The following is a 17,608-nucleotide window of genomic DNA, read 5'->3' as shown; positions in this document are numbered from 1 at the left end:
GCCAAGGCGGCGTTCATAGAGTCCAGTTCAAGATGCACTCACACGAGCCCGACCCGCCCGTCGCCCGAAGCATCTATTGGCGCGAACTCGCTCTGCCGTCCGTCCAAAGCAACTCATACAAGGAGCCGCCGCCTTGGCCGCCTTGAATCCCGTGCCCGTTCGCCTGGAGGACCGCACCTCTATCGCGCGAGTGCGGGTGGTGCGCAAGCTGCAACGTGATGCCGCCAATCTGGCACGGCAGGTACTCACCTGCCCCCACCTGTCGCCCATCACCGGGCGCTTGGACGCGCATGAGGTGACGGAGGACGTCACCCTGTGGCTGTCCGTACTCGCCGGCGACGTCACCGGCACCGACATCGCCCTTCGCTTCCGCGGCTGCGGGCGCACACACGCCGACCGGGCCGTACCGCTGGAGGAGGCCGTCCTGCTCCAGCACGTCTGTGCACAACTGCTCGACGATGCCATCGCCACCAAGGTCTTCCACGAGCACAAGAACGCCAGGGCCTCCCGGGCCGGATACGGCCTGCACAGGTACGAGCAAGACTCTCGCAATGGCGACATGGTCGGCCGCGAAGTCGACGACTGGCAAGGGAAATTCACCCGCATCCTGGCCACGGCCACCAGCGCGATCGCCGCCGGCTATCGAGATCCCCACCTCGAAGCCCCCACGGTGGACGACGTCGAGCAGATGGTGAGAACCCTGACCGGCGGGCGAGGTCACAGCGTCGGCACGGTGGACGTGCCCCAACACGTCGACACCCCACTGCGCTGGTGTCTGGCCAGCGTGCCGCTCGCCGATGCGGAGGCGGCGCTGCGCCGCTTCCGCCGCTGCAACCCGCACGCGCTCGCCGCAGTGACCGATTCCCGGGTGATCTGCTACACACGTGACCGCCCCATCGTCCCGGAGGGCTTTCCCACTCACGGAGTCGCCGTCGTCGACCACGACGACGCCCGCACCGCGCGGCACGCCGTCGGCGCCGCGGGAATGGCTCGTCACTACGGACTCGACCACGTCAAGGCCCATCAGATCCTGCCCATCATCGACGCCCTGGAGCAGGACCCGCAACGGCACGAGGCGTTCATCGACTCTTGTCTGGGTCCGCTTCGTAAGAGCGACAGGCACCGCCACCTCCTCGAGACCCTGCGTGCCTACCTGACTCACGGCCTGCAGACGACCCGGGCTGCGCGCAGCCTGTACGTCCACCGCCACACCGTCACCTATCGGCTGCGCTGCATCCGCGTGCTGACGGGGCTCGACCTCGAACACCCCCTGCACCGGTTACGCGCCGAACTCGCCCTGCTCCTGCTGTCTGCAGACCTTGCCGGGGCGGACAGTGGGCTGGGGTGAAGAGGCGGTTCGAGTTGCCAGGGAGGCCGAAGCGGCACCCCCGTTATGTTCTTCGCGGTCCTGCAACAGCCGCTGCCGAACCTGCCGCAACAGCTCAACCCGAGGCTGCGGGGATGGTGCGCCAAGGGGGCGGATGTTCAGAGGCCGGCCAGCCCCATTGCGGAAGGTAATTGTGATAGTCGAGCTGCGGCCCGGGTTGGGCTGCTGCCCGGGATGCCTCTGGATCATTTCGATCAAGGATCGTCGCAGATGAGAGCGTTCGTCGGAGCGGTACACACGGCTCAAGGAGTCCCTGACGGCGTTGTTCGGCGGCGATCTCCCGAGGTTCGCGCCGTACACGACGTGGGAAACCAAGGTCGCCGAGGCCCGCGGCTACCACTCCTCGTTCTACAGCAAGATCCCCTGCTCCAGGTTCGGCTGCCGGGAGTGTGCTGAGCTGCGCTTCACGGGCGGGGCGCTTGGGAGAAGTCTGGGAGATGATCAAGCTCGAAAGGGCCAAAGCTGACCCTGTGATGCCAACGCAGACCAACGCCTCGGAAATCCTCAGAAACGCCAAGAGGGCGCTCCCAGCTGGGAAAACGCCCTCTCCACCTGCTCATCTTCTGTGGGGCTAGGAGGACTTGAACCTCCGGCCTCATCCTTATCAGGGATGCGCTCTAACCATCTGAGCTATAGCCCCGCGCTGCACCGAAAGGTTAGCGCACTTCATCCACGTGCCCAAATCCGTCCAGGGGCCTGATCCTGCTGCTCATTCGTCCTCTGCGAGGGTGACCTCGACGCCGCCGACGAAGCCCGCCGACAGGTTGTAGATGAAGGCACCCAGCGTCGCCAGAGCCGTGGCCAGGACCACGTCGATGACAGCGACCACCGTCGTGAAAAGCAGCACACGCGGCAGCGACAGGAACGCCTCCAGGTCGAAGCCGCCGTCGCCGGACTGCGTCGCCTGACTGACCGTGCCGGAGATGGCGGAGAAGACGCCCATTGCGTTCATCACCATCCACAGCACCGCCACCGCCACGACGGTGCACACGCCCAGCGCTATCGACAGCAGGAAGCTGACCTTCATCACGGACCACGGGTCGGCCTTGGCCACGCGCAGCCTCGCCTTGCGCGTGCGCGGCACCGTACGGGCTCCGGTTCGGGGCTTGCGCACGGCGCTCGCCGACGCGCCCAGACCGACGCCCGAGCCGGTGCCCGTCTCCGTGGCGGTGCCCGCACCGTACTGGTGCCCGCCAGCAGCCGGCCCCGCTGTCGAGGCCCCCGTCGCGGCCGGAGCCGGTCCCGCAGTCGTGCCCGCCGTCGGCGGGGTCACCGGCGGAGCCGGGTACGCCTGCGGCGGACGGTGCGGCTGCGCCTGAGGCAGGGGCTGCGCCTCCTGAGGCGGCTGCTGTCGCGGCTCGGCCTCCTGATGCGCATGGGGCTGCGGCTGAGCACCACTCACGCCTTACTCCTCGTCGTCCGGCTCGCTCGACGTGGCCGCCGGCTCCTCGCCCAGCAACCCGCCGGGCTCGACAGCCGCCTCCACTTCCTCGGCCTCGCGGCCGGCTTCGGCGTTGCGGGCAACACCGACGACCGCATCCCGCTTGCCCAGGTTGATCAGTTGGACGCCCATCGTGTCACGGCCCGTCTCCCTGACTTCGCTCACGCGTGTACGAATCACACCGCCACCGAGCGTGATGGCGAGGATCTCGTCGTTCGCCTCGACCACCAGCGCCCCCACCAGCGAACCCCGGTCCTCCACGATCTTCGCGGCCTTGATTCCCAGACCGCCCCGGCCCTGCACGCGGTACTCGTCGACGTTGGTGCGCTTCGCATAACCGCCGTCCGTGGCGGTGAATACGAACGTACCCGCACGAACGACGTTCATCGAGAGCAGTTCGTCACCTTCACGGAAACTCATGCCCTTCACACCAGAAGTCGCACGTCCCATGGGCCTCAGGGCCTCGTCGGTGGCGGTGAAGCGGATCGACTGGGCCTTGCGGCTCACCAGCAGCAGATCGTCCTCGGAGGAGACCAACTCGGCGCCGATCAGCTCGTCGTCACGTCCGTCGTCCATCTGCCGGAGGTTGATCGCGATGACTCCGCCGGAACGCGGGGAGTCGTAGTCCTTCAGCGAAGTCTTTTTCACCAGACCCGACTTGGTGGCGAGAACCAGGTAGGGCACCGCCTCGTAGTCGCGGATCGCGATCATCTCGGCGATCTGCTCGTCCGGCTGGAACGCCAGCAGATTCGCCACGTGCTGACCGCGCGCGTCCCGTCCGGCGTCGGGGAGTTCGTAAGCCTTCGCCCGGTAGACACGGCCCTTGTTCGTGAAGAACAGCAGCCAGTGGTGCGTCGTCGAGACGAAGAAGTGGTCGACGATGTCGTCCTCTTTGAGCTTCGTGCCCCGCACGCCCTTGCCGCCGCGCTTCTGCGCCCGGTAGTCGCCGGTCTTCGTCCGCTTCACGTAGCCGCCACGCGTGATCGTGACGACGATGTCCTCCTCCGCGATCAGGTCCTCGATGGACATGTCGCCCTCGAAGGGGATCAGCTTCGTGCGGCGTTCATCACCGAACTTGTCCACCAGCGCGCCGAGTTCCTCGCCGATGATCTGCCGCTGACGTTCGGGCGAGGCCAGGATCGCCTTGTACTCGTTGATCTTCGCCTGCAGTTCGTCGTGCTCGGCGGTGATCTTCTGACGCTCCAGGGCCGCAAGCCGCCGCAGCTGCATCTCGAGGATCGCGTTGGCCTGGATCTCGTCGATCTCCAGCAGCCCCATCAGTCCGCCGCGCGCGTCCTCGACGGTCTGGCTGCGCCGGATCAGCGCGATGACCTCGTCGATGGCGTCGAGCGCCTTCAGCAGCCCGCGCAGAATGTGCGCCCGCTCCTCGGCCTTGCGCAGCCGGAAACGCGTCCTTCGGACGACGACGTCGATCTGGTGCGTCACCCAGTGCCGGATGAAGGCGTCCAGCGACAGCGTGCGCGGCACGCCCTCCACCAGCGCCAGCATGTTCGCGCCGAAGTTCGTCTGCAGGTCGGTGTGCTTGTAGAGGTTGTTCAGCACGACCTTCGCGACCGCGTCCCGCTTGAGGACGATCACCAGCCGCTGCCCCGTGCGCGAGGACGTCTCGTCCCGTACGTCGGCGATGCCGCCGACCCGGCCGTCCTTCACCAACTCCGCGATCTTCAGGGCGAGGTTGTCCGGGTTGACCTGGTACGGAAGCTCGGTCACCACCAGGCACTGGCGGCCCTGGATCTCCTCGACCTCCACCACCGCGCGCATCGTGATGGAGCCGCGCCCGGTGCGGTAGGCCTCCTCGATGCCCTTGCGTCCGACGATCAGCGCGCCCGTGGGGAAGTCCGGGCCCTTGATGCGCTCCATGAGCGCATCGAGCAGTTCCTCGTTGGAAGCGTCCGGGTGCTCCAGGTACCACTGGGCGCCGGAGGCCACCTCACGCAGATTGTGCGGCGGGATGTTCGTCGCCATGCCGACCGCGATGCCCGCGCTGCCGTTGATCAGCAGGTTCGGGAAGCGTGCCGGCAGGACCGTCGGCTCCTGGTTGCGGCCGTCGTAGTTGTCCTGGAAGTCGACCGTCTGCTCGTCGATGTCACGCAGCATCTCCATCGACAGCTGCGTCATCTTGCACTCGGTGTACCGCATGGCCGCCGCCGGGTCGTTGCCCGGCGAACCGAAGTTGCCGTTCGAGTCCACCAGCGGCATGCGCATCGACCAGGTCTGGGCGAGGCGCACCAGCGCGTCGTAGATCGAGGAGTCGCCGTGCGGGTGGTAAGTGCCCATGACGTCGCCGACGACACGGGCGCACTTGTAGAAGCCCTTCTCCGGCCGGTAGCCGCCGTCGTACATCGCGTACAGCACCCGCCGGTGCACCGGCTTCAGACCGTCGCGGATGTCCGGCAGCGCGCGCGAGACGATCACGCTCATCGCGTAGTCGAGATACGAGCGCTGCATCTCGGTCTCGAGGCTCACGGGATCGACGCGCGAGGCCGTGCCCTCGATCTGCACCGGCGCGGGGTCGCCGGGGACCACCGGTTCGACGCCGTCGCCCTCGGGGACCTCAGGGGTGGGGGAAATCTCGTCGGCCATTGCTCAGCTCAAGTCCTTCAGTGTGTGTGCGGCGCACCGGACTCCGGCGACGGAGTGCGTGCCTGCGGGCGCCACTAGGTGCGACGGGCTCGGATGTCGAGGCTCAGATGTCCAGGAACCGGACGTCCTTGGCGTTGCGCTGGATGAACGAGCGCCTGGCTTCCACGTCCTCGCCCATGAGGATCGAGAACAGGTCGTCCGCCGCCGCGGCGTCGTCCAGCGTCACCTGGCGCAGCACCCGGTGATCGGAGTCCATGGTGGTGATGCGCAGCTCCTCGGCGTTCATCTCGCCCAGACCCTTGAACCGCTGGATCGAGTCGTCCCTCATCCGCTTGCCCTGCTCACGGCCGAGCTGGATGAGGCTGTCCCGCTCACGGTCGGAGTAGGCGTACTGATGCTCGTCACGGCCCCACTTGATCTTGTACAGCGGCGGCTGCGAGAGGAAGACGTGGCCCGCCTCCACCAGCGGCCGCATGAAGCGGAACAGCAGCGTCAGCAGCAGCGTGTTGATGTGCTGGCCGTCGACGTCGGCGTCCGCCATCAGAATGATCTTCTGGTAGCGCAGCTTCGCGATGTCGAAGTCCTCGTGGATGCCGGTGCCGAACGCCGAGATCAGCGCCTGCACCTCGGCGTTCTGCAGCACCTTGTCGATGCGCGCCTTCTCCACGTTCAGGATCTTGCCGCGGATCGGGAGGATCGCCTGGAACTCGGGGTTGCGGCCGGACTTGGCCGAACCACCCGCCGAGTCGCCCTCCACGATGAAGATCTCGCACTTCGCCGGGTCGTTCGACTGGCAGTCGCTCAGCTTGCCCGGCAGCGACGCCGTCTCCAACAGGCCCTTGCGGCGGGTGAGATCGCGCGCCTTCCGCGCGGCCACGCGCGCCGTCGCCGCCTGGATGCCCTTGCGGATGATGTCGGCGGCCTCGTTCGGGTTGCGGTCCAGCCAGTCGCTCAGGTGCTCGTGGGTGATCTTCTGCACGAAGGTCTTCGCCTCCGTGTTGCCCAGCTTCGTCTTCGTCTGACCCTCGAACTGCGGTTCCGACAGCTTGACGGAGATGATCGCCGTCAGGCCTTCCCTGATGTCCTCGCCCGTGAGGTTGTCGTCCTTGTCGCGCAGCAGGCGCTTGTCGCGCGCGTAACGGTTGATCAGCCCCGTCAGCGCCGCACGGAATCCCTCCTCGTGCGTACCGCCCTCGTGCGTGTGGATCGTGTTGGCGAAGGAGTACACGCCCTCGCTGTACTGGTTGTTCCACTGCATCGCGATCTCGACCGAGATCATCCGGTCCTTGTCCTCGGCCTCGACGTCGATCACCGTCGGGTGGACCAACTCGCCCTTGCGGGAGTTGAGATAGCGCACGAAGTCGGAGATGCCGCCCTCGTAGTGGTAGCGGACCTTGAGCTGGTTGCCGTCCTCGTCCACATGCTCGGGACGCTCGTCCGTCAGCTCGATCAAGAGGCCCTTGTTGAGGAACGCCATCTCCTGGAAGCGGCGCGAGAGCGTCTCGAACGAGTACTCCGTACTCTCGAAGACCTCCGGGTCCGCCCAGAACGTCACGCTGGTGCCCGTCTCGTCCGTGGGCTCGTTGCGCTTCAGCGGCGCCGTGGGGACTCCCAGCTTGTAGTCCTGCGTCCAGCGGTAGCCGTCAGTCCTGATCTCCACCGCCACGCGCTGCGACAGCGCGTTCACCACGGAGACGCCGACGCCGTGCAGACCGCCGGAGACCGCGTAGCCCCCGCCGCCGAATTTGCCGCCCGCGTGCAGCACCGTGAGCACGACCTCGACCGCCGGCTTCCCCTCGGACGGCACGATGCCCACCGGAATCCCGCGGCCGTTGTCGACGACCCGGACTCCGCCGTCCTCGAGCAGCGTCACGTCGATCGTGTCCGCGTGACCGGCCATGGCCTCGTCCACGGCGTTGTCCACGACTTCCTGGACGAGGTGATGCAGACCACGTTCACCGGTCGACCCGATGTACATGCCAGGGCGCTTGCGCACCGCCTCCAGGCCCTCGAGGACCGTGATCGCGCTCGCGTCGTACGACGGTTCCGCAACCGCGGACACCGGCGACACCGGGGGGCCCACGGGGGGAACCTCGGCGCCGGCGCCGTCGACGAGCGGGGCACCGGTGTCAGTGGGGTTGTTCTCGTACTCGTTGAGATCGCCGGAATCGGCCACGAAGCGCCCTTTCTGGCACAGCACAGACCGACTCCGGGGTGCGTGGAGCGGCTGCGTCGTTCGACATGTTCCGCAACGGGGCGGGTTCTGCATCAGTGTACCGGTGGCGGCGGAGCGAATGGGGGTTTGCGGGCGCCTGAGTCCGCATGTGCCGACCTGAACTGGCGTCCACCGACTCCCCATATGCACACCGGGGGGCCAGAACGCTCACAGGGGCGCTCAGCGCTTCGACCTGTCAACGCTCGATCACCGTGAGCGCCGTCACGAATCACCCGTAGGTGTCCCCCGGGCCCTTGCTACCCGGTGCACGCAAGGGGCCACTGCGCGTGCCGGGCGCCTGCGGGCCACGCACCTTCAGGAACGCCACCGTCCCGTCGCCGAGGTCCTCGTTCAGGCGCGCGACGAGCCTCGGCGCCAGCAGCCTCAACTGCGTCGCCCACGCCGTGGAGTCGCACCGCACGGTGAGCACCCGCTCCTCCTCGTCGAACCGCTGCGGCTCGCAGTGCTGAGCCACCTCCGGTCCGACCAGCTGCGGCCAGCGGCCCATCACGCCCCCCACGGCGGCCGGAACCTCCCAGCCCCGCTCCGTGATCAAGCCGCGCACCGCGGTCCCCAACGGCAGCGGGTCACGCCCGTCGCGCCCGGCACCTGAGCGCGGCACCCGCCCCCGCCGCACGTCCTTCTTCTGCTGCGCCGCCGCACCGCGCGCCCGCGCCTGCTCCTTCGCCGCGCGCAGCGCCACCCGTGCCAGATCCACACCCGTCGGTTCGGCGGGCTGTGGACGCTCCGCGCCCGGCGGCGCCTGGGCATCGGCCGGTCCTTGTGCCTCCTCGGGAGGCGTCCCGGAAGCAGACTCGTCGCTCATTCCGAAACGACCTCCCCGCCGGCGACGGTAAACCGGGCGCCCGCCAGCACCTCCGGCACGTCCTCCGGCACCGCCGCCGTCACCAGGACCTGCTCACCGGACGCGACCAGCTCCGCCAGCCGTGCCCGCCGCTGCACATCCAGCTCGGCGAAGACATCGTCCAGCACCAGCACCGGCTCGTTGCCCTCGCTCTTGAGCAGTTCGTACGACGCCAGCCGCAGCGACAGGGCCAGCGACCACGACTCACCGTGGCTGGCATATCCCTTGGCGGGCAGCTCCCCCAACTTCAGCACCAGATCGTCCCGGTGCGGGCCCACCAGCGTCACGCCGCGCTCCATCTCCGCGCGGCGCGAATCCCGCAGCGACGCGAGCAGCCCGTCGTACAGCTCCGCGGGAGAGACGGCGGCGCCCCGGCCGTCTGCGTCGCCACCGCCCCGGTTTCCGTCCGCCGGCGCCCCCTTGTACTCCAGGCCCACCGGGCCGCCACCGGGCGCCAGTCGCTCGTACGCCTTGTCGGCCAGCGGCCGCAGCGCCGATATCAGCTCCAGCCGCCGCGCCAGCAACTCGGCGCCCACGCGCGCCAGATGCTCGTCCCACACGTCGAGCGTCGAGGTGTCCACGTCACGGCCGCCGTGCCGCCGTGCCATCACCGCCGACTTCAGCAGCGAGTTGCGCTGCTTGAGCACCCGGTCGTAGTCGGAACGCACCCCGGCCATGCGCGGCGAACGGGCCGTGACCAGCTCGTCGAGGAAGCCCCGGCGTTCACCCGGGTCGCCCTTCACCAGCGACAGGTCCTCCGGTGCGAACAGCACGGTGCGCACGATCCCCAGCACGTCGCGTGGCTTGACCTGCGAGGACCTGTTGATCCGCGCACGGTTGGCCTTGCCCGGGTTCAGCTCCAGCTCGACCAGCTGCTGCCGGTCCCCCTGCCGGACCACCGCCCGTACGACGGCACGCTGCGCACCCATCCGCACCAGCGGGGCGTCCGACGAGACCCGGTGGCTGCCGAGCGACGCGAGATAGCCGACGGCCTCCACCAGGTTCGTCTTGCCCTGCCCGTTCGGCCCCACGAACGTCGTCACGCCCGGACCGAGGGGCACCTCGGCCCGGGCGTACGACCGGAAGTCGGCGAGCGACAGATGCGTGACGTGCATCGGAACCGTCAACCACCCACAGGCGGAAGGACGTCGGCGCCCGGGGTGTCACCGTCCACAGGGGCACCGCTCGCCGAGACGGCGTGGCCGCCGAACTGGTTCCGCAGCGCAGCGACCATCTTCATCTGCGGCGAGTCCTTCTGCCTGGACGAGAAGCGGGCGAAGAGCGACGCGGTGATCGCCGGCAGCGGGACCGCGTGGTCGATCGCCGCATCGACCGTCCAGCGTCCCTCGCCCGAATCGGCGGCGTAGCCGCGCAGTTCGGCCAGATGCTCGTCCGAGTCCAGCGCCTTGACCGCGAGGTCCAGCAGCCACGAACGGATGACGGTGCCCTCCTGCCAGGAGCGGAAGACCTCACGCACGTCGGTGACCGAGTCGACGGCCTCCAGAAGCTCCCAGCCCTCGGCGAAGGCCTGCATCATCGCGTACTCGATGCCGTTGTGGACCATCTTCGCGAAGTGCCCCGCACCGACCTTGCCGGCGTGTACGGAGCCGAACTCGCCCTCCGGCTTGAGGGCGTCGAAGACGGGCTGCACACGGGCCACATGGCCGGCGTCGCCGCCGTACATCAGCGCATAGCCGTTCTCCAGGCCCCAAATGCCGCCGGAGACACCGCAGTCGACGAATCCGATGCCCTTCGCGGCGAGCTCCTCCGCGTGTTGCTCGTCCTCCGTCCAGCGGGAGTTGCCACCGTCGACGACGACGTCGCCGGGTGAAAGCAGCTCTGCCAGCTGGTCGATGGTCGACTGCGTGGCCTCCCCTGCAGGGACCATCACCCACACCACGCGCGGTCCCGCGAGCTTCGCCACCAGCTCCTCGATGCTCCGCACATCCGCGACGTCGGGATTGCGGTCGTAGCCGATGACGGTGTGGCCGGCCCGGCGGATGCGCTCGCGCATGTTGCCGCCCATCCTGCCGAGACCGATGAGACCGAGCTCCATCAGTGCCCCTTCTTTCACGATTCGTACCTGGGCCCGAGCCTACGCCCACAGGGGTTGCGCACACCTGTGGACGGGGGCCGCTCAGACGTTGCTGACCAGGGGCGACGGCCGGGCACCGAGGGAGGGGCTTCAGCCCGACAACCGCACAGGCATGATCAGGTACTTGTACGCATCGTCGGCCTCGGCGTCCTTCGCGGGCTTGCCGCTCAGCAGCGCCGGCTTCGTGGACGTGGTGAACGAGAGCTGGGCCACGGGGGAGTCGATCGCGCTCAGTCCCTCCAGCAGGAAGCCGGGGTTGAAGGCGATCGAGACGTCGTCGCCCTCCAGCTCGGCGTCCACACGTTCCACAGCCTGTGCATCGTCGCTCGACCCCGCCTCCAGGGTCAGAACGCCCTGCTCGAAGCTCAGCCTCACCGGGGTGTTCCGCTCGGCGACCAGGGCGACGCGCTTGACGGCCTCGACGAAAGGCGCGGTCTCGATCACCGCGACGGAGTTGAACTCCGTCGGGAACAGCGTGCGGTACTTGGGCAGATCGCCCTCCAGCAGCCTGGTCGTCGTACGCCGGCCCGCGCCCTCGAAGCCGATGAGCCCCTCGCCGGAGCCCGAACCCGACAGAGCCAGCGAGACGTTGTCGCCGCCGCTGAGGGACTTGGCCGTCTCCAGCAGCGTCTTGGCCGGTACGAGCGCCACCGAGGACACGTCGGGCGTCTCCGGCTTCCACAGGAACTCACGTACGGCGAAGCGGTACCGGTCCGTCGAGGCCAGGGTGACGGTGTCGCCCTCGATCTCGATCCGCACACCCGTCAGCACCGGCAGCGTGTCGTCACGGCCGGCGGCGATCGCGACCTGGGCGACCGCGGAGGCGAAGACCTCGCCGGGCACCGTGCCGGTGGCGGTGGGCATCTCGGGGAGCGCCGGGTACTCCTCCACAGGCAGTGTGTGCAGGGTGAAGCGGGACGAGCCGCAGGAGACCGTCGCCCGTACACCGTCTGTGGAAATCTCCACGGGGCGGTTGGGGAGTGAGCGGCAGATGTCGGCGAGCAGGCGGCCCGAGACGAGAACCGTGCCCTCCTCCTCGACCTCGCCCTCGACCGAGACGCGGGCCGAGACCTCGTAGTCGAAGCCGGAGAGGCTCAGGGAACCGTCCTCCGCCTTCAGCAGCAGGCCCGCAAGGACAGGCACGGGCGGACGGGCGGGGAGGCTCTTCGCCGCCCAGGCCACCGCCTCCGCGAGTACATCGCGCTCTACCCGGATCTTCACCTTCAGCCGCCTCCTGCTGTTGCTGGCTGCTCGCCCTGCCGCCTGTTCTCGTCGGCTCGTTGCCGGGGACCAGTCTGACGCACGCTGCCGACAGTCGGCGTGGGTGTGGGTCAAGTCGTTGCGGGGTGGGTAGGTGAGGTCCGGCGAACGTTGTGCACAGCCCCCACTTCGAAACAGATTCCGCGCTATATATCCGTGGTCGTAGTAGTAGGGCTTGTGGAAACCGTGGAAAACTCCGTTTTCCCAGCTCAGTACGCGAATTCTGTCCACCGCCCCTGTGGGCGCGACCGGTGGACGGACAGCCGTTTCTGTGGACAGCCGAAAGTTCTGCACACCCGGTTCACAGCCCCGGGCCACTTCCCCACAGCGGGATCCAGAGTTTTCCCCACCTTTCCCACAGGGTGGATCGGGGGTCGGATGTGACGCCTTTCACTCGAACCAGTGAGCAGGCGCGTTGAGTTGCCGAACAGTGGACAGCCCTGTGGAGAAGCTGGGGACAAGACCGCTCAGGCTGTGGGCGGCCGGTGGACAGAGCTCTCCTCGTCCCGGACGCGCGATTCCAGGTCCACACCCTGTGGAGCGGGTTGCTCACAAATCCACACCCTGGTGACCTCTACGTATCAGTGATCACAGACCTCTTCTGTGGATGCGATCGGGACAACTTCTCCTGCCCACAGGGTGTGGACTCCTCATTCGTCCATTGCCTGTGGAGTCGGCCCTCCCCGGCCCCTGGATTCGAACAGCGAAGAGCCCCCGAGGAGTTGGCTCCCAGGGGGCTCATGACAGCGCGCCGCGCAGTGAGCGGCGCGCTCAGGCGTTCTTGATGCGGTTGGTCAGCTCGGTGACCTGGTTGTAGATGGAGCGCCTCTCAGCCATCAGCGCCCGGATCTTGCGGTCCGCGTGCATGACCGTCGTGTGGTCGCGACCACCGAACTGACTGCCGATCTTCGGCAGTGACAGGTCAGTGAGCTCGCGGCACAGGTACATGGCGATCTGCCGCGCGGTGACGAGGACCCGGCTGCGGGAGGAGCCGCACAGATCGTCCACGGTGAGGCCGAAGTAGTCGGCGGTGGCCGCCATGATGGCCGACGCGGTGATCTCCGGGGTGGCGTCCTCACCGCCGGGAATCAGGTCCTTGAGGACGATCTCGGTCAGACCGAGGTCGACGGGCTGCCTGTTGAGCGAGGCGAACGCGGTGACCCGGATGAGAGCACCCTCGAGTTCGCGGATGTTGCGCGAGATCCGCGACGCGATGAACTCCAGGACCTCGGGAGGTGCGTTGAGCTGCTCCTGCACCGCCTTCTTGCGGAGGATCGCGATGCGCGTCTCCAGCTCCGGCGGCTGCACGTCCGTGATCAGACCCCACTCGAAGCGGTTGCGGAGCCGGTCCTCCAGTGTGACGAGCGCCTTCGGAGGCCGGTCGCTGGAGAGGACGATCTGCTTGTTCGCGTTGTGCAGCGTGTTGAAGGTGTGGAAGAACTCCTCCTGCGTCGACTCCTTGTCGGCCAGGAACTGGATGTCGTCCACGAGCAGGATGTCCATGTCGCGGTAGCGCTTGCGGAACGCGTCCGCCTTGCCGTCGCGGATGGAGTTGATGAACTCGTTGGTGAACTCCTCCGAGCTCACATAGCGCACCCGTGTCCCCGGATAGAGGCTTCGCGCGTAGTGGCCGATCGCATGCAGCAGGTGCGTCTTGCCGAGGCCCGATTCCCCGTAGATGAAGAGCGGGTTGTACGCCTTGGCCGGCGCCTCGGCGACGGCGACCGCAGCAGCGTGCGCGAAGCGGTTGGAGGCCCCGATGACGAACGTGTCGAAGAGGTACTTCGGATTCAGCCGGGCCGTCGGCTCACCGGGACCCGTGGCCGGCGCGGGCTGCGCGGCGAGAGGCCCCGGAGCGCCGCTGGAGGCCGGGAGTTGAGACGGTCCGTCGTAGCGCGGCGCGGGAGGCTGACCCTGGGGAGGAACCTGCGCCTGCTGCATCTGACCCTGGGGAGGCGGCAGTTGCTGCTGCGCGCGGCGCTGGTGCTCGTAGGACTCGTACGACGGCTGGTGCCGCTCGTACTGCTGCTGGTGTGGCGCCCGGTGCTGGTCGTAGTGCTGTTCGTACGACTGCGGCTGGTGCTGCTGCTGTGTCTGCTGTGGGTGCGCCTGCTGCTGCGCGTGATGCGGCTGCTGGTTCTGTGGCGCGTACTGGTCGCGATGGTGCTGCGGCCAGGCACCGGCCTGCCGCGGCGCCTCCGGGTAGTCCGGGTAGGCGGGGCGGGGGCTGGGCAGGTCGCGGGCCTCGTAGCCTTCGTACCTGTTGCCCCTGTATCCGCCGCCGTTGTCGTATCCGCCGCCCTCGTACCCACTGCCGTCGTATCCGCCGCCACCGCGTTCCTGGCCGCCGGGGCCGGCGCCCTCGTGCGGGGCCGGGGTGTGCTGAGCCGGTACGGACGGTGCGGCGGGCTGCGAATCCGCTCCGGCCGAGGCTGCTGCGGCGGCCGCGGTGTCGCTGCCGGCGTCGCTGGTGGCGGCCTGGGCGGACGACTCCGGCGCGGGCCCGGTGACGGTGATCGCGAGCCTGATGGGCTGCCGGCACTCGCGGCTGAGGGCGTCGCTGATCACCGGCGAGAGACGGCCCTCGAGAACACCCTTCGCGTACTCGTTCGGGACGCCGAGGAGAGCAGTGCCCGACACGAGGACGAGCGGCTGGGCCTCGCGGAGCCACCGCTGGTCCTTGGCTTCGACGCCCTGGCCCTCCGAGAGGAGCTGCTCCAGTACTCGTGGCCACACTGCGGCAAGATCGGCAGGCAGGTCAGCCACGGGTCACGCTTCTCTCACTCGCTGGGTGTGATGCTTCGGTGAAGCCGGCCAGATCCCACGAATGTGTGGTTCTGCGGACGGTCGGGAGGGATGGGAGTTCAATCACGGTAGTCAGGGCGACGCGCACCATTCAAGTCGTTGTCCACAGGCTGTGCACGAGTGGCGTGCGGACCCCGGCCGGGGCCCCGGAACGGGCCCTCGGTGGTTTGACCGAATGGCGTAGCCCCGCGTACCGTAACGAGGTCGAGTTGTCGACGGCTGCTGCCGCATGCCTCCGATGGGCAGGATCCATGAGACTCTTCACGGATCATGAAGCGGTGCACACTCGGGCGTTGCGAGCTACTCGTGGGCGCACGGTGACAGCCTGTCGACGCCACACACGCCCATCTCCCGCGGCCGCCGCGGGACACGAAGCTTTCCTGGAGCCCCCGAGTGAGCAAGCGCACCTTCCAGCCGAACAACCGCCGCCGCGCGAAGACCCACGGCTTCCGGCTGCGCATGCGTACCCGTGCCGGCCGCGCGATCATCGCGAACCGCCGCAGCAAGGGTCGCGGCCGCCTGTCGGCCTGAACGCCTGACCACCGGTCCATGACGTGCTGCCTACCGAGAACCGGCTGAGGCGGCGCGAGGACTTCGCGGCCGCGGTTCGCCGAGGACGCCGGGCGGGCCGCCCGCTTCTCGTCGTCCACCTTCGCAGCAACAGCAACTCATCGGACCCGCACGAGGCGGGGGGAGACGCTCCCCCGGCGCGTGCGGGTTTCGTCGTGAGCAAGGCAGTCGGCAACGCGGTGGTGCGCAACCGCGTCAAGCGACGGCTGCGGCACCTGGCGCGCGACCGAATGGACGAGTTGCCGCCAGGTAGCCTGGTTGTCGTACGGGCGTTGCCGGGCGCGGGTGAAGCAGACCATGACGAGTTGGTGCGCGACCTGGACGCCGCTTTGAAGCGGCTGCTTGGAAGGCCTCCGTCATGAAGTACCCCCTGCTGTGGTTGATCAAGTTGTATCAGTGGACCATCAGCCCGATGCTCGGGCCGGTGTGCCGGTACTACCCGTCGTGTTCGCACTATGGCTACGCGGCCATCGAGCGGCACGGCGCCGTGAAAGGTACGGCACTGACGGCCTGGCGCATTCTGCGCTGTAATCCCTGGTCCCCCGGTGGCGTCGACCACGTCCCCGTCCGGAAGCATCCGGTTTGGCACCAGCGGCTGCGTTACCGCTGGCAGCAGTACCGGACCCAGTCCAACGCCCAAGGAGCCTGATGAACTTCCTGGACACGATCCTGAGTCCTCTCTATACCGCTGTCTCCTGGATCATTGTCCAGTTCCACTCGCTGTTCAGCATGGTCTTCGACCAGAGCAGCGGATGGGCCTGGGGTCTGTCCATTTTCTTCCTGGTGGTGCTGATCCGGATCTGCCTGATCCCGCTCTTCGTGAAGCAGATCAAGTCGACCCGGAACATGCAGGCGCTCCAGCCGAAGATGAAGGCGATCCAGGAGCGCTACAAGAGCGACAAGCAGCGTCAGTCCGAAGAGATGATGAAGCTGTACAAGGAGACGGGTACGAACCCGCTCTCCAGCTGCCTTCCGATCCTCGCGCAGTCGCCGTTCTTCATCGCGCTCTTCCAGGTGCTGAACCACATCGCGAACAACCGGCCCGTGGGCGTCCTCACCGCGGAACAGGTGGACAGCGCCCGTAACGCGTCGGTCTTCGGTGCCCCGATCGCGGCGAAGTTCCTGGACAGTGCGGACAAGGTCGCCGAGCTGGGCGCCGCGCTGACGGATGTGCGCGTCGTCACCGTGATCATGATCGTTCTGATGTCGGCGTCGCAGTTCTACACACAGCGCCAGCTGATGACGAAGAACGTCGACCTGACGGTGAAGACGCCGTTCATGCAGCAGCAGAAGATGCTGATGTACGTCTTCCCCATCATGTTCGCCGTCTTCGGGATCAACTTCCCCGTGGGTGTGCTCATCTACTGGCTCACGACCAACGTCTGGACGCTCGGGCAGCAGATGTTCGTCATCAAGCGCAATCCCACGCCGGGCTCCCTTGCCTTCCAGCAGCGTCAGGAGAAGCTGCGGGCCGCGGGCAAGCTGAAGGAGGACCCGAAGGAGGTCGAGACGCGGGAAGCCGTTGAAGCGGCACGCGCACGGCGTCAGCAGCCCAAGCGGCAGAGCAAGTCCCAGCGTCAGCAGGGAAACAAGCCCGGCGGCTCGGGTGAACCGACTTCGCTGGAGAAGCAGGATTCCGGCGACCAGGCTTCCACGGGAAGCTCCGGTGGCGCGGCGGCCGGCCAGCAGCCCAAGAAGGCCGGGCAGAAGCCGGGACAGAAGAAGTCGGGGCAGCAGCGCAAGGGTGGAGCGCAGCGCCCCAAGCACCCCTCCAAGAAGTAGCGAGAAGGAGCCCACGGCGTGACGGAGACCACGGACACCACTGGTACGACCGCCCAGGACGAGGGGGACACCCTCTCCCACCTGGAGCAGGAGGGCGAGATCGCGGCGGACTACCTCGAGGGCCTTCTCGACATCGCCGACCTCGACGGTGACATCGACATGGACGTCGAGGCCGACCGCGCCGCGGTGTCGATCATCAACGACGGGTCCAGTCGTGATCTTCAGAAGCTGGTGGGGCGCGAGGGTGAGGTCCTGGAGGCACTGCAGGAGCTGACGCGCCTCGCGGTACACCGCGAGATGGGCGACCGCAGCAGGTTGATGCTGGACATCGCCGGCTTCCGGGCCCGTAAGCGCGAGGAGCTCGCAGAGCTGGGGGCCAAGGCGGCGCAGGACGCGAAGGGCTCTGGGGAGCCCGTGAAGCTGCGGCCGATGACGCCCTTCGAGCGCAAGGTCGTCCATGACGCGGTGAAGGAAGCGGGGCTGCGCAGCGAGTCCGAGGGCGAGGAGCCGCAGCGCTGCGTGGTCGTGCTGCCGTGACCGACGGGTCGGTGGGGCAGGCCGGGCCGCCCGAGGGGGGCCCGGCG

Annotated in this window: 14 protein-coding genes and 1 tRNA gene; 6 read left to right on the top strand and 9 right to left on the bottom strand. The window is 67.9% G+C overall.

Annotation, left to right across the window (positions count from 1 at the left end):
• Positions 1-133 precede the first annotated feature (133 nt).
• Positions 134-1,348, top strand: a complete 1,215-nt coding sequence (locus EV375_RS18635) for a helix-turn-helix domain-containing protein (RefSeq protein WP_130300433.1) — start codon at positions 134-136, stop codon at positions 1,346-1,348.
• Positions 1,349-1,953: 605 nt separating this feature from the next.
• Here EV375_RS18635 and EV375_RS18630 read toward each other — a convergent pair.
• From EV375_RS18630 to dnaA, 9 genes are all read right to left on the bottom strand, one after another.
• Positions 1,954-2,027, bottom strand: a tRNA-Ile gene (locus EV375_RS18630).
• 69 nt (positions 2,028-2,096) lie between these two features.
• On the bottom strand, positions 2,097-2,789 hold the full coding sequence (locus tag EV375_RS18625) for a DUF3566 domain-containing protein (protein ID WP_130300432.1): 693 nt from the start codon (positions 2,787-2,789) through the stop codon (positions 2,097-2,099).
• A 3-nt stretch (positions 2,790-2,792) separates the two neighbouring features.
• Positions 2,793-5,432, bottom strand: coding sequence for a DNA gyrase subunit A (gyrA, locus tag EV375_RS18620; protein ID WP_130300431.1), 2,640 nt, complete (start codon positions 5,430-5,432; stop codon positions 2,793-2,795).
• Positions 5,433-5,535: 103 nt separating this feature from the next.
• Complete coding sequence (gyrB, locus tag EV375_RS18615) at positions 5,536-7,632, bottom strand: DNA topoisomerase (ATP-hydrolyzing) subunit B (RefSeq protein WP_130300430.1); 2,097 nt, start codon at positions 7,630-7,632, stop codon at positions 5,536-5,538.
• 244 nt (positions 7,633-7,876) lie between these two features.
• The gene (locus EV375_RS18610) at positions 7,877-8,473 is read right to left on the bottom strand and encodes a DciA family protein (protein ID WP_130300429.1); all 597 of its coding nucleotides are present in this window, start codon (positions 8,471-8,473) and stop codon (positions 7,877-7,879) included.
• Positions 8,470-9,627, bottom strand: coding sequence for a DNA replication/repair protein RecF (gene recF / locus EV375_RS18605; protein WP_130300428.1), 1,158 nt, complete (start codon positions 9,625-9,627; stop codon positions 8,470-8,472). Before recF ends, EV375_RS18610 begins: the two co-directional genes overlap by 4 nt.
• Positions 9,628-9,635: 8 nt before the next feature.
• Entirely contained in the window at positions 9,636-10,568 is a 933-nt protein-coding gene (gene gnd / locus EV375_RS18600) for a phosphogluconate dehydrogenase (NAD(+)-dependent, decarboxylating) (protein ID WP_130300427.1), read from the bottom strand.
• A gap of 129 nt (positions 10,569-10,697) precedes the next feature.
• Positions 10,698-11,828, bottom strand: coding sequence for a DNA polymerase III subunit beta (gene dnaN / locus EV375_RS18595; RefSeq protein ID WP_130300426.1), 1,131 nt, complete (start codon positions 11,826-11,828; stop codon positions 10,698-10,700).
• 810 nt (positions 11,829-12,638) lie between these two features.
• Positions 12,639-14,633: a chromosomal replication initiator protein DnaA gene (gene dnaA, locus EV375_RS18590; protein ID WP_130300425.1), complete on the bottom strand. Its 1,995-nt coding sequence runs from the start codon at positions 14,631-14,633 to the stop codon at positions 12,639-12,641.
• A 432-nt stretch (positions 14,634-15,065) separates the two neighbouring features.
• Here dnaA and rpmH point away from each other — a divergent pair, with 432 nt between their 5' ends.
• The 5 genes from rpmH to EV375_RS18565 are packed head-to-tail and all read left to right on the top strand — an operon-like array spanning position 15,066 to position 17,561.
• Entirely contained in the window at positions 15,066-15,203 is a 138-nt protein-coding gene (rpmH, locus tag EV375_RS18585; protein WP_028438354.1) for a 50S ribosomal protein L34, read from the top strand.
• 23 nt (positions 15,204-15,226) lie between these two features.
• Positions 15,227-15,604, top strand: coding sequence for a ribonuclease P protein component (gene rnpA / locus EV375_RS18580; RefSeq protein ID WP_130300424.1), 378 nt, complete (start codon positions 15,227-15,229; stop codon positions 15,602-15,604).
• Positions 15,601-15,891 (top strand): membrane protein insertion efficiency factor YidD, encoded by a 291-nt coding sequence (gene yidD, locus EV375_RS18575; protein WP_130300423.1) that lies wholly within the window; start codon positions 15,601-15,603, stop codon positions 15,889-15,891. The genes rnpA and yidD overlap by 4 nt, the downstream gene beginning before the upstream one ends.
• An 8-nt stretch (positions 15,892-15,899) precedes the next feature.
• Complete coding sequence (gene yidC, locus EV375_RS18570; protein ID WP_130301948.1) at positions 15,900-17,024, top strand: membrane protein insertase YidC; 1,125 nt, start codon at positions 15,900-15,902, stop codon at positions 17,022-17,024.
• Positions 17,025-17,042: 18 nt separating this feature from the next.
• On the top strand, positions 17,043-17,561 hold the full coding sequence (locus EV375_RS18565; RefSeq protein WP_130300422.1) for a R3H domain-containing nucleic acid-binding protein: 519 nt from the start codon (positions 17,043-17,045) through the stop codon (positions 17,559-17,561).
• Positions 17,562-17,608 lie beyond the last annotated feature (47 nt).

The organism is Streptomyces sp. CNZ301, from assembly GCF_004217425.1.
The sequence above is the reverse complement of the archived record's forward strand: the minus strand, read 5'-3'. Positions and strand labels throughout refer to the sequence as shown.

What these genes read in the sequence shown, in the direction of transcription:
- gyrA (WP_130300431.1), bottom strand. Translation starts at nt 5,432, where the DNA reads ATGGCCGACGAGATTTCCCCCACCCCTGAGGTCCCCGAGGGCGACGGC.
- gnd (WP_130300427.1), bottom strand. Translation starts at nt 10,568, where the DNA reads ATGGAGCTCGGTCTCATCGGTCTCGGCAGGATGGGCGGCAACATGCGC.
- yidD (WP_130300423.1), top strand. Translation starts at nt 15,601, where the DNA reads ATGAAGTACCCCCTGCTGTGGTTGATCAAGTTGTATCAGTGGACCATC.
- EV375_RS18610 (WP_130300429.1), bottom strand. Translation starts at nt 8,473, where the DNA reads ATGAGCGACGAGTCTGCTTCCGGGACGCCTCCCGAGGAGGCACAAGGA.
- recF (WP_130300428.1), bottom strand. Translation starts at nt 9,627, where the DNA reads ATGCACGTCACGCATCTGTCGCTCGCCGACTTCCGGTCGTACGCCCGG.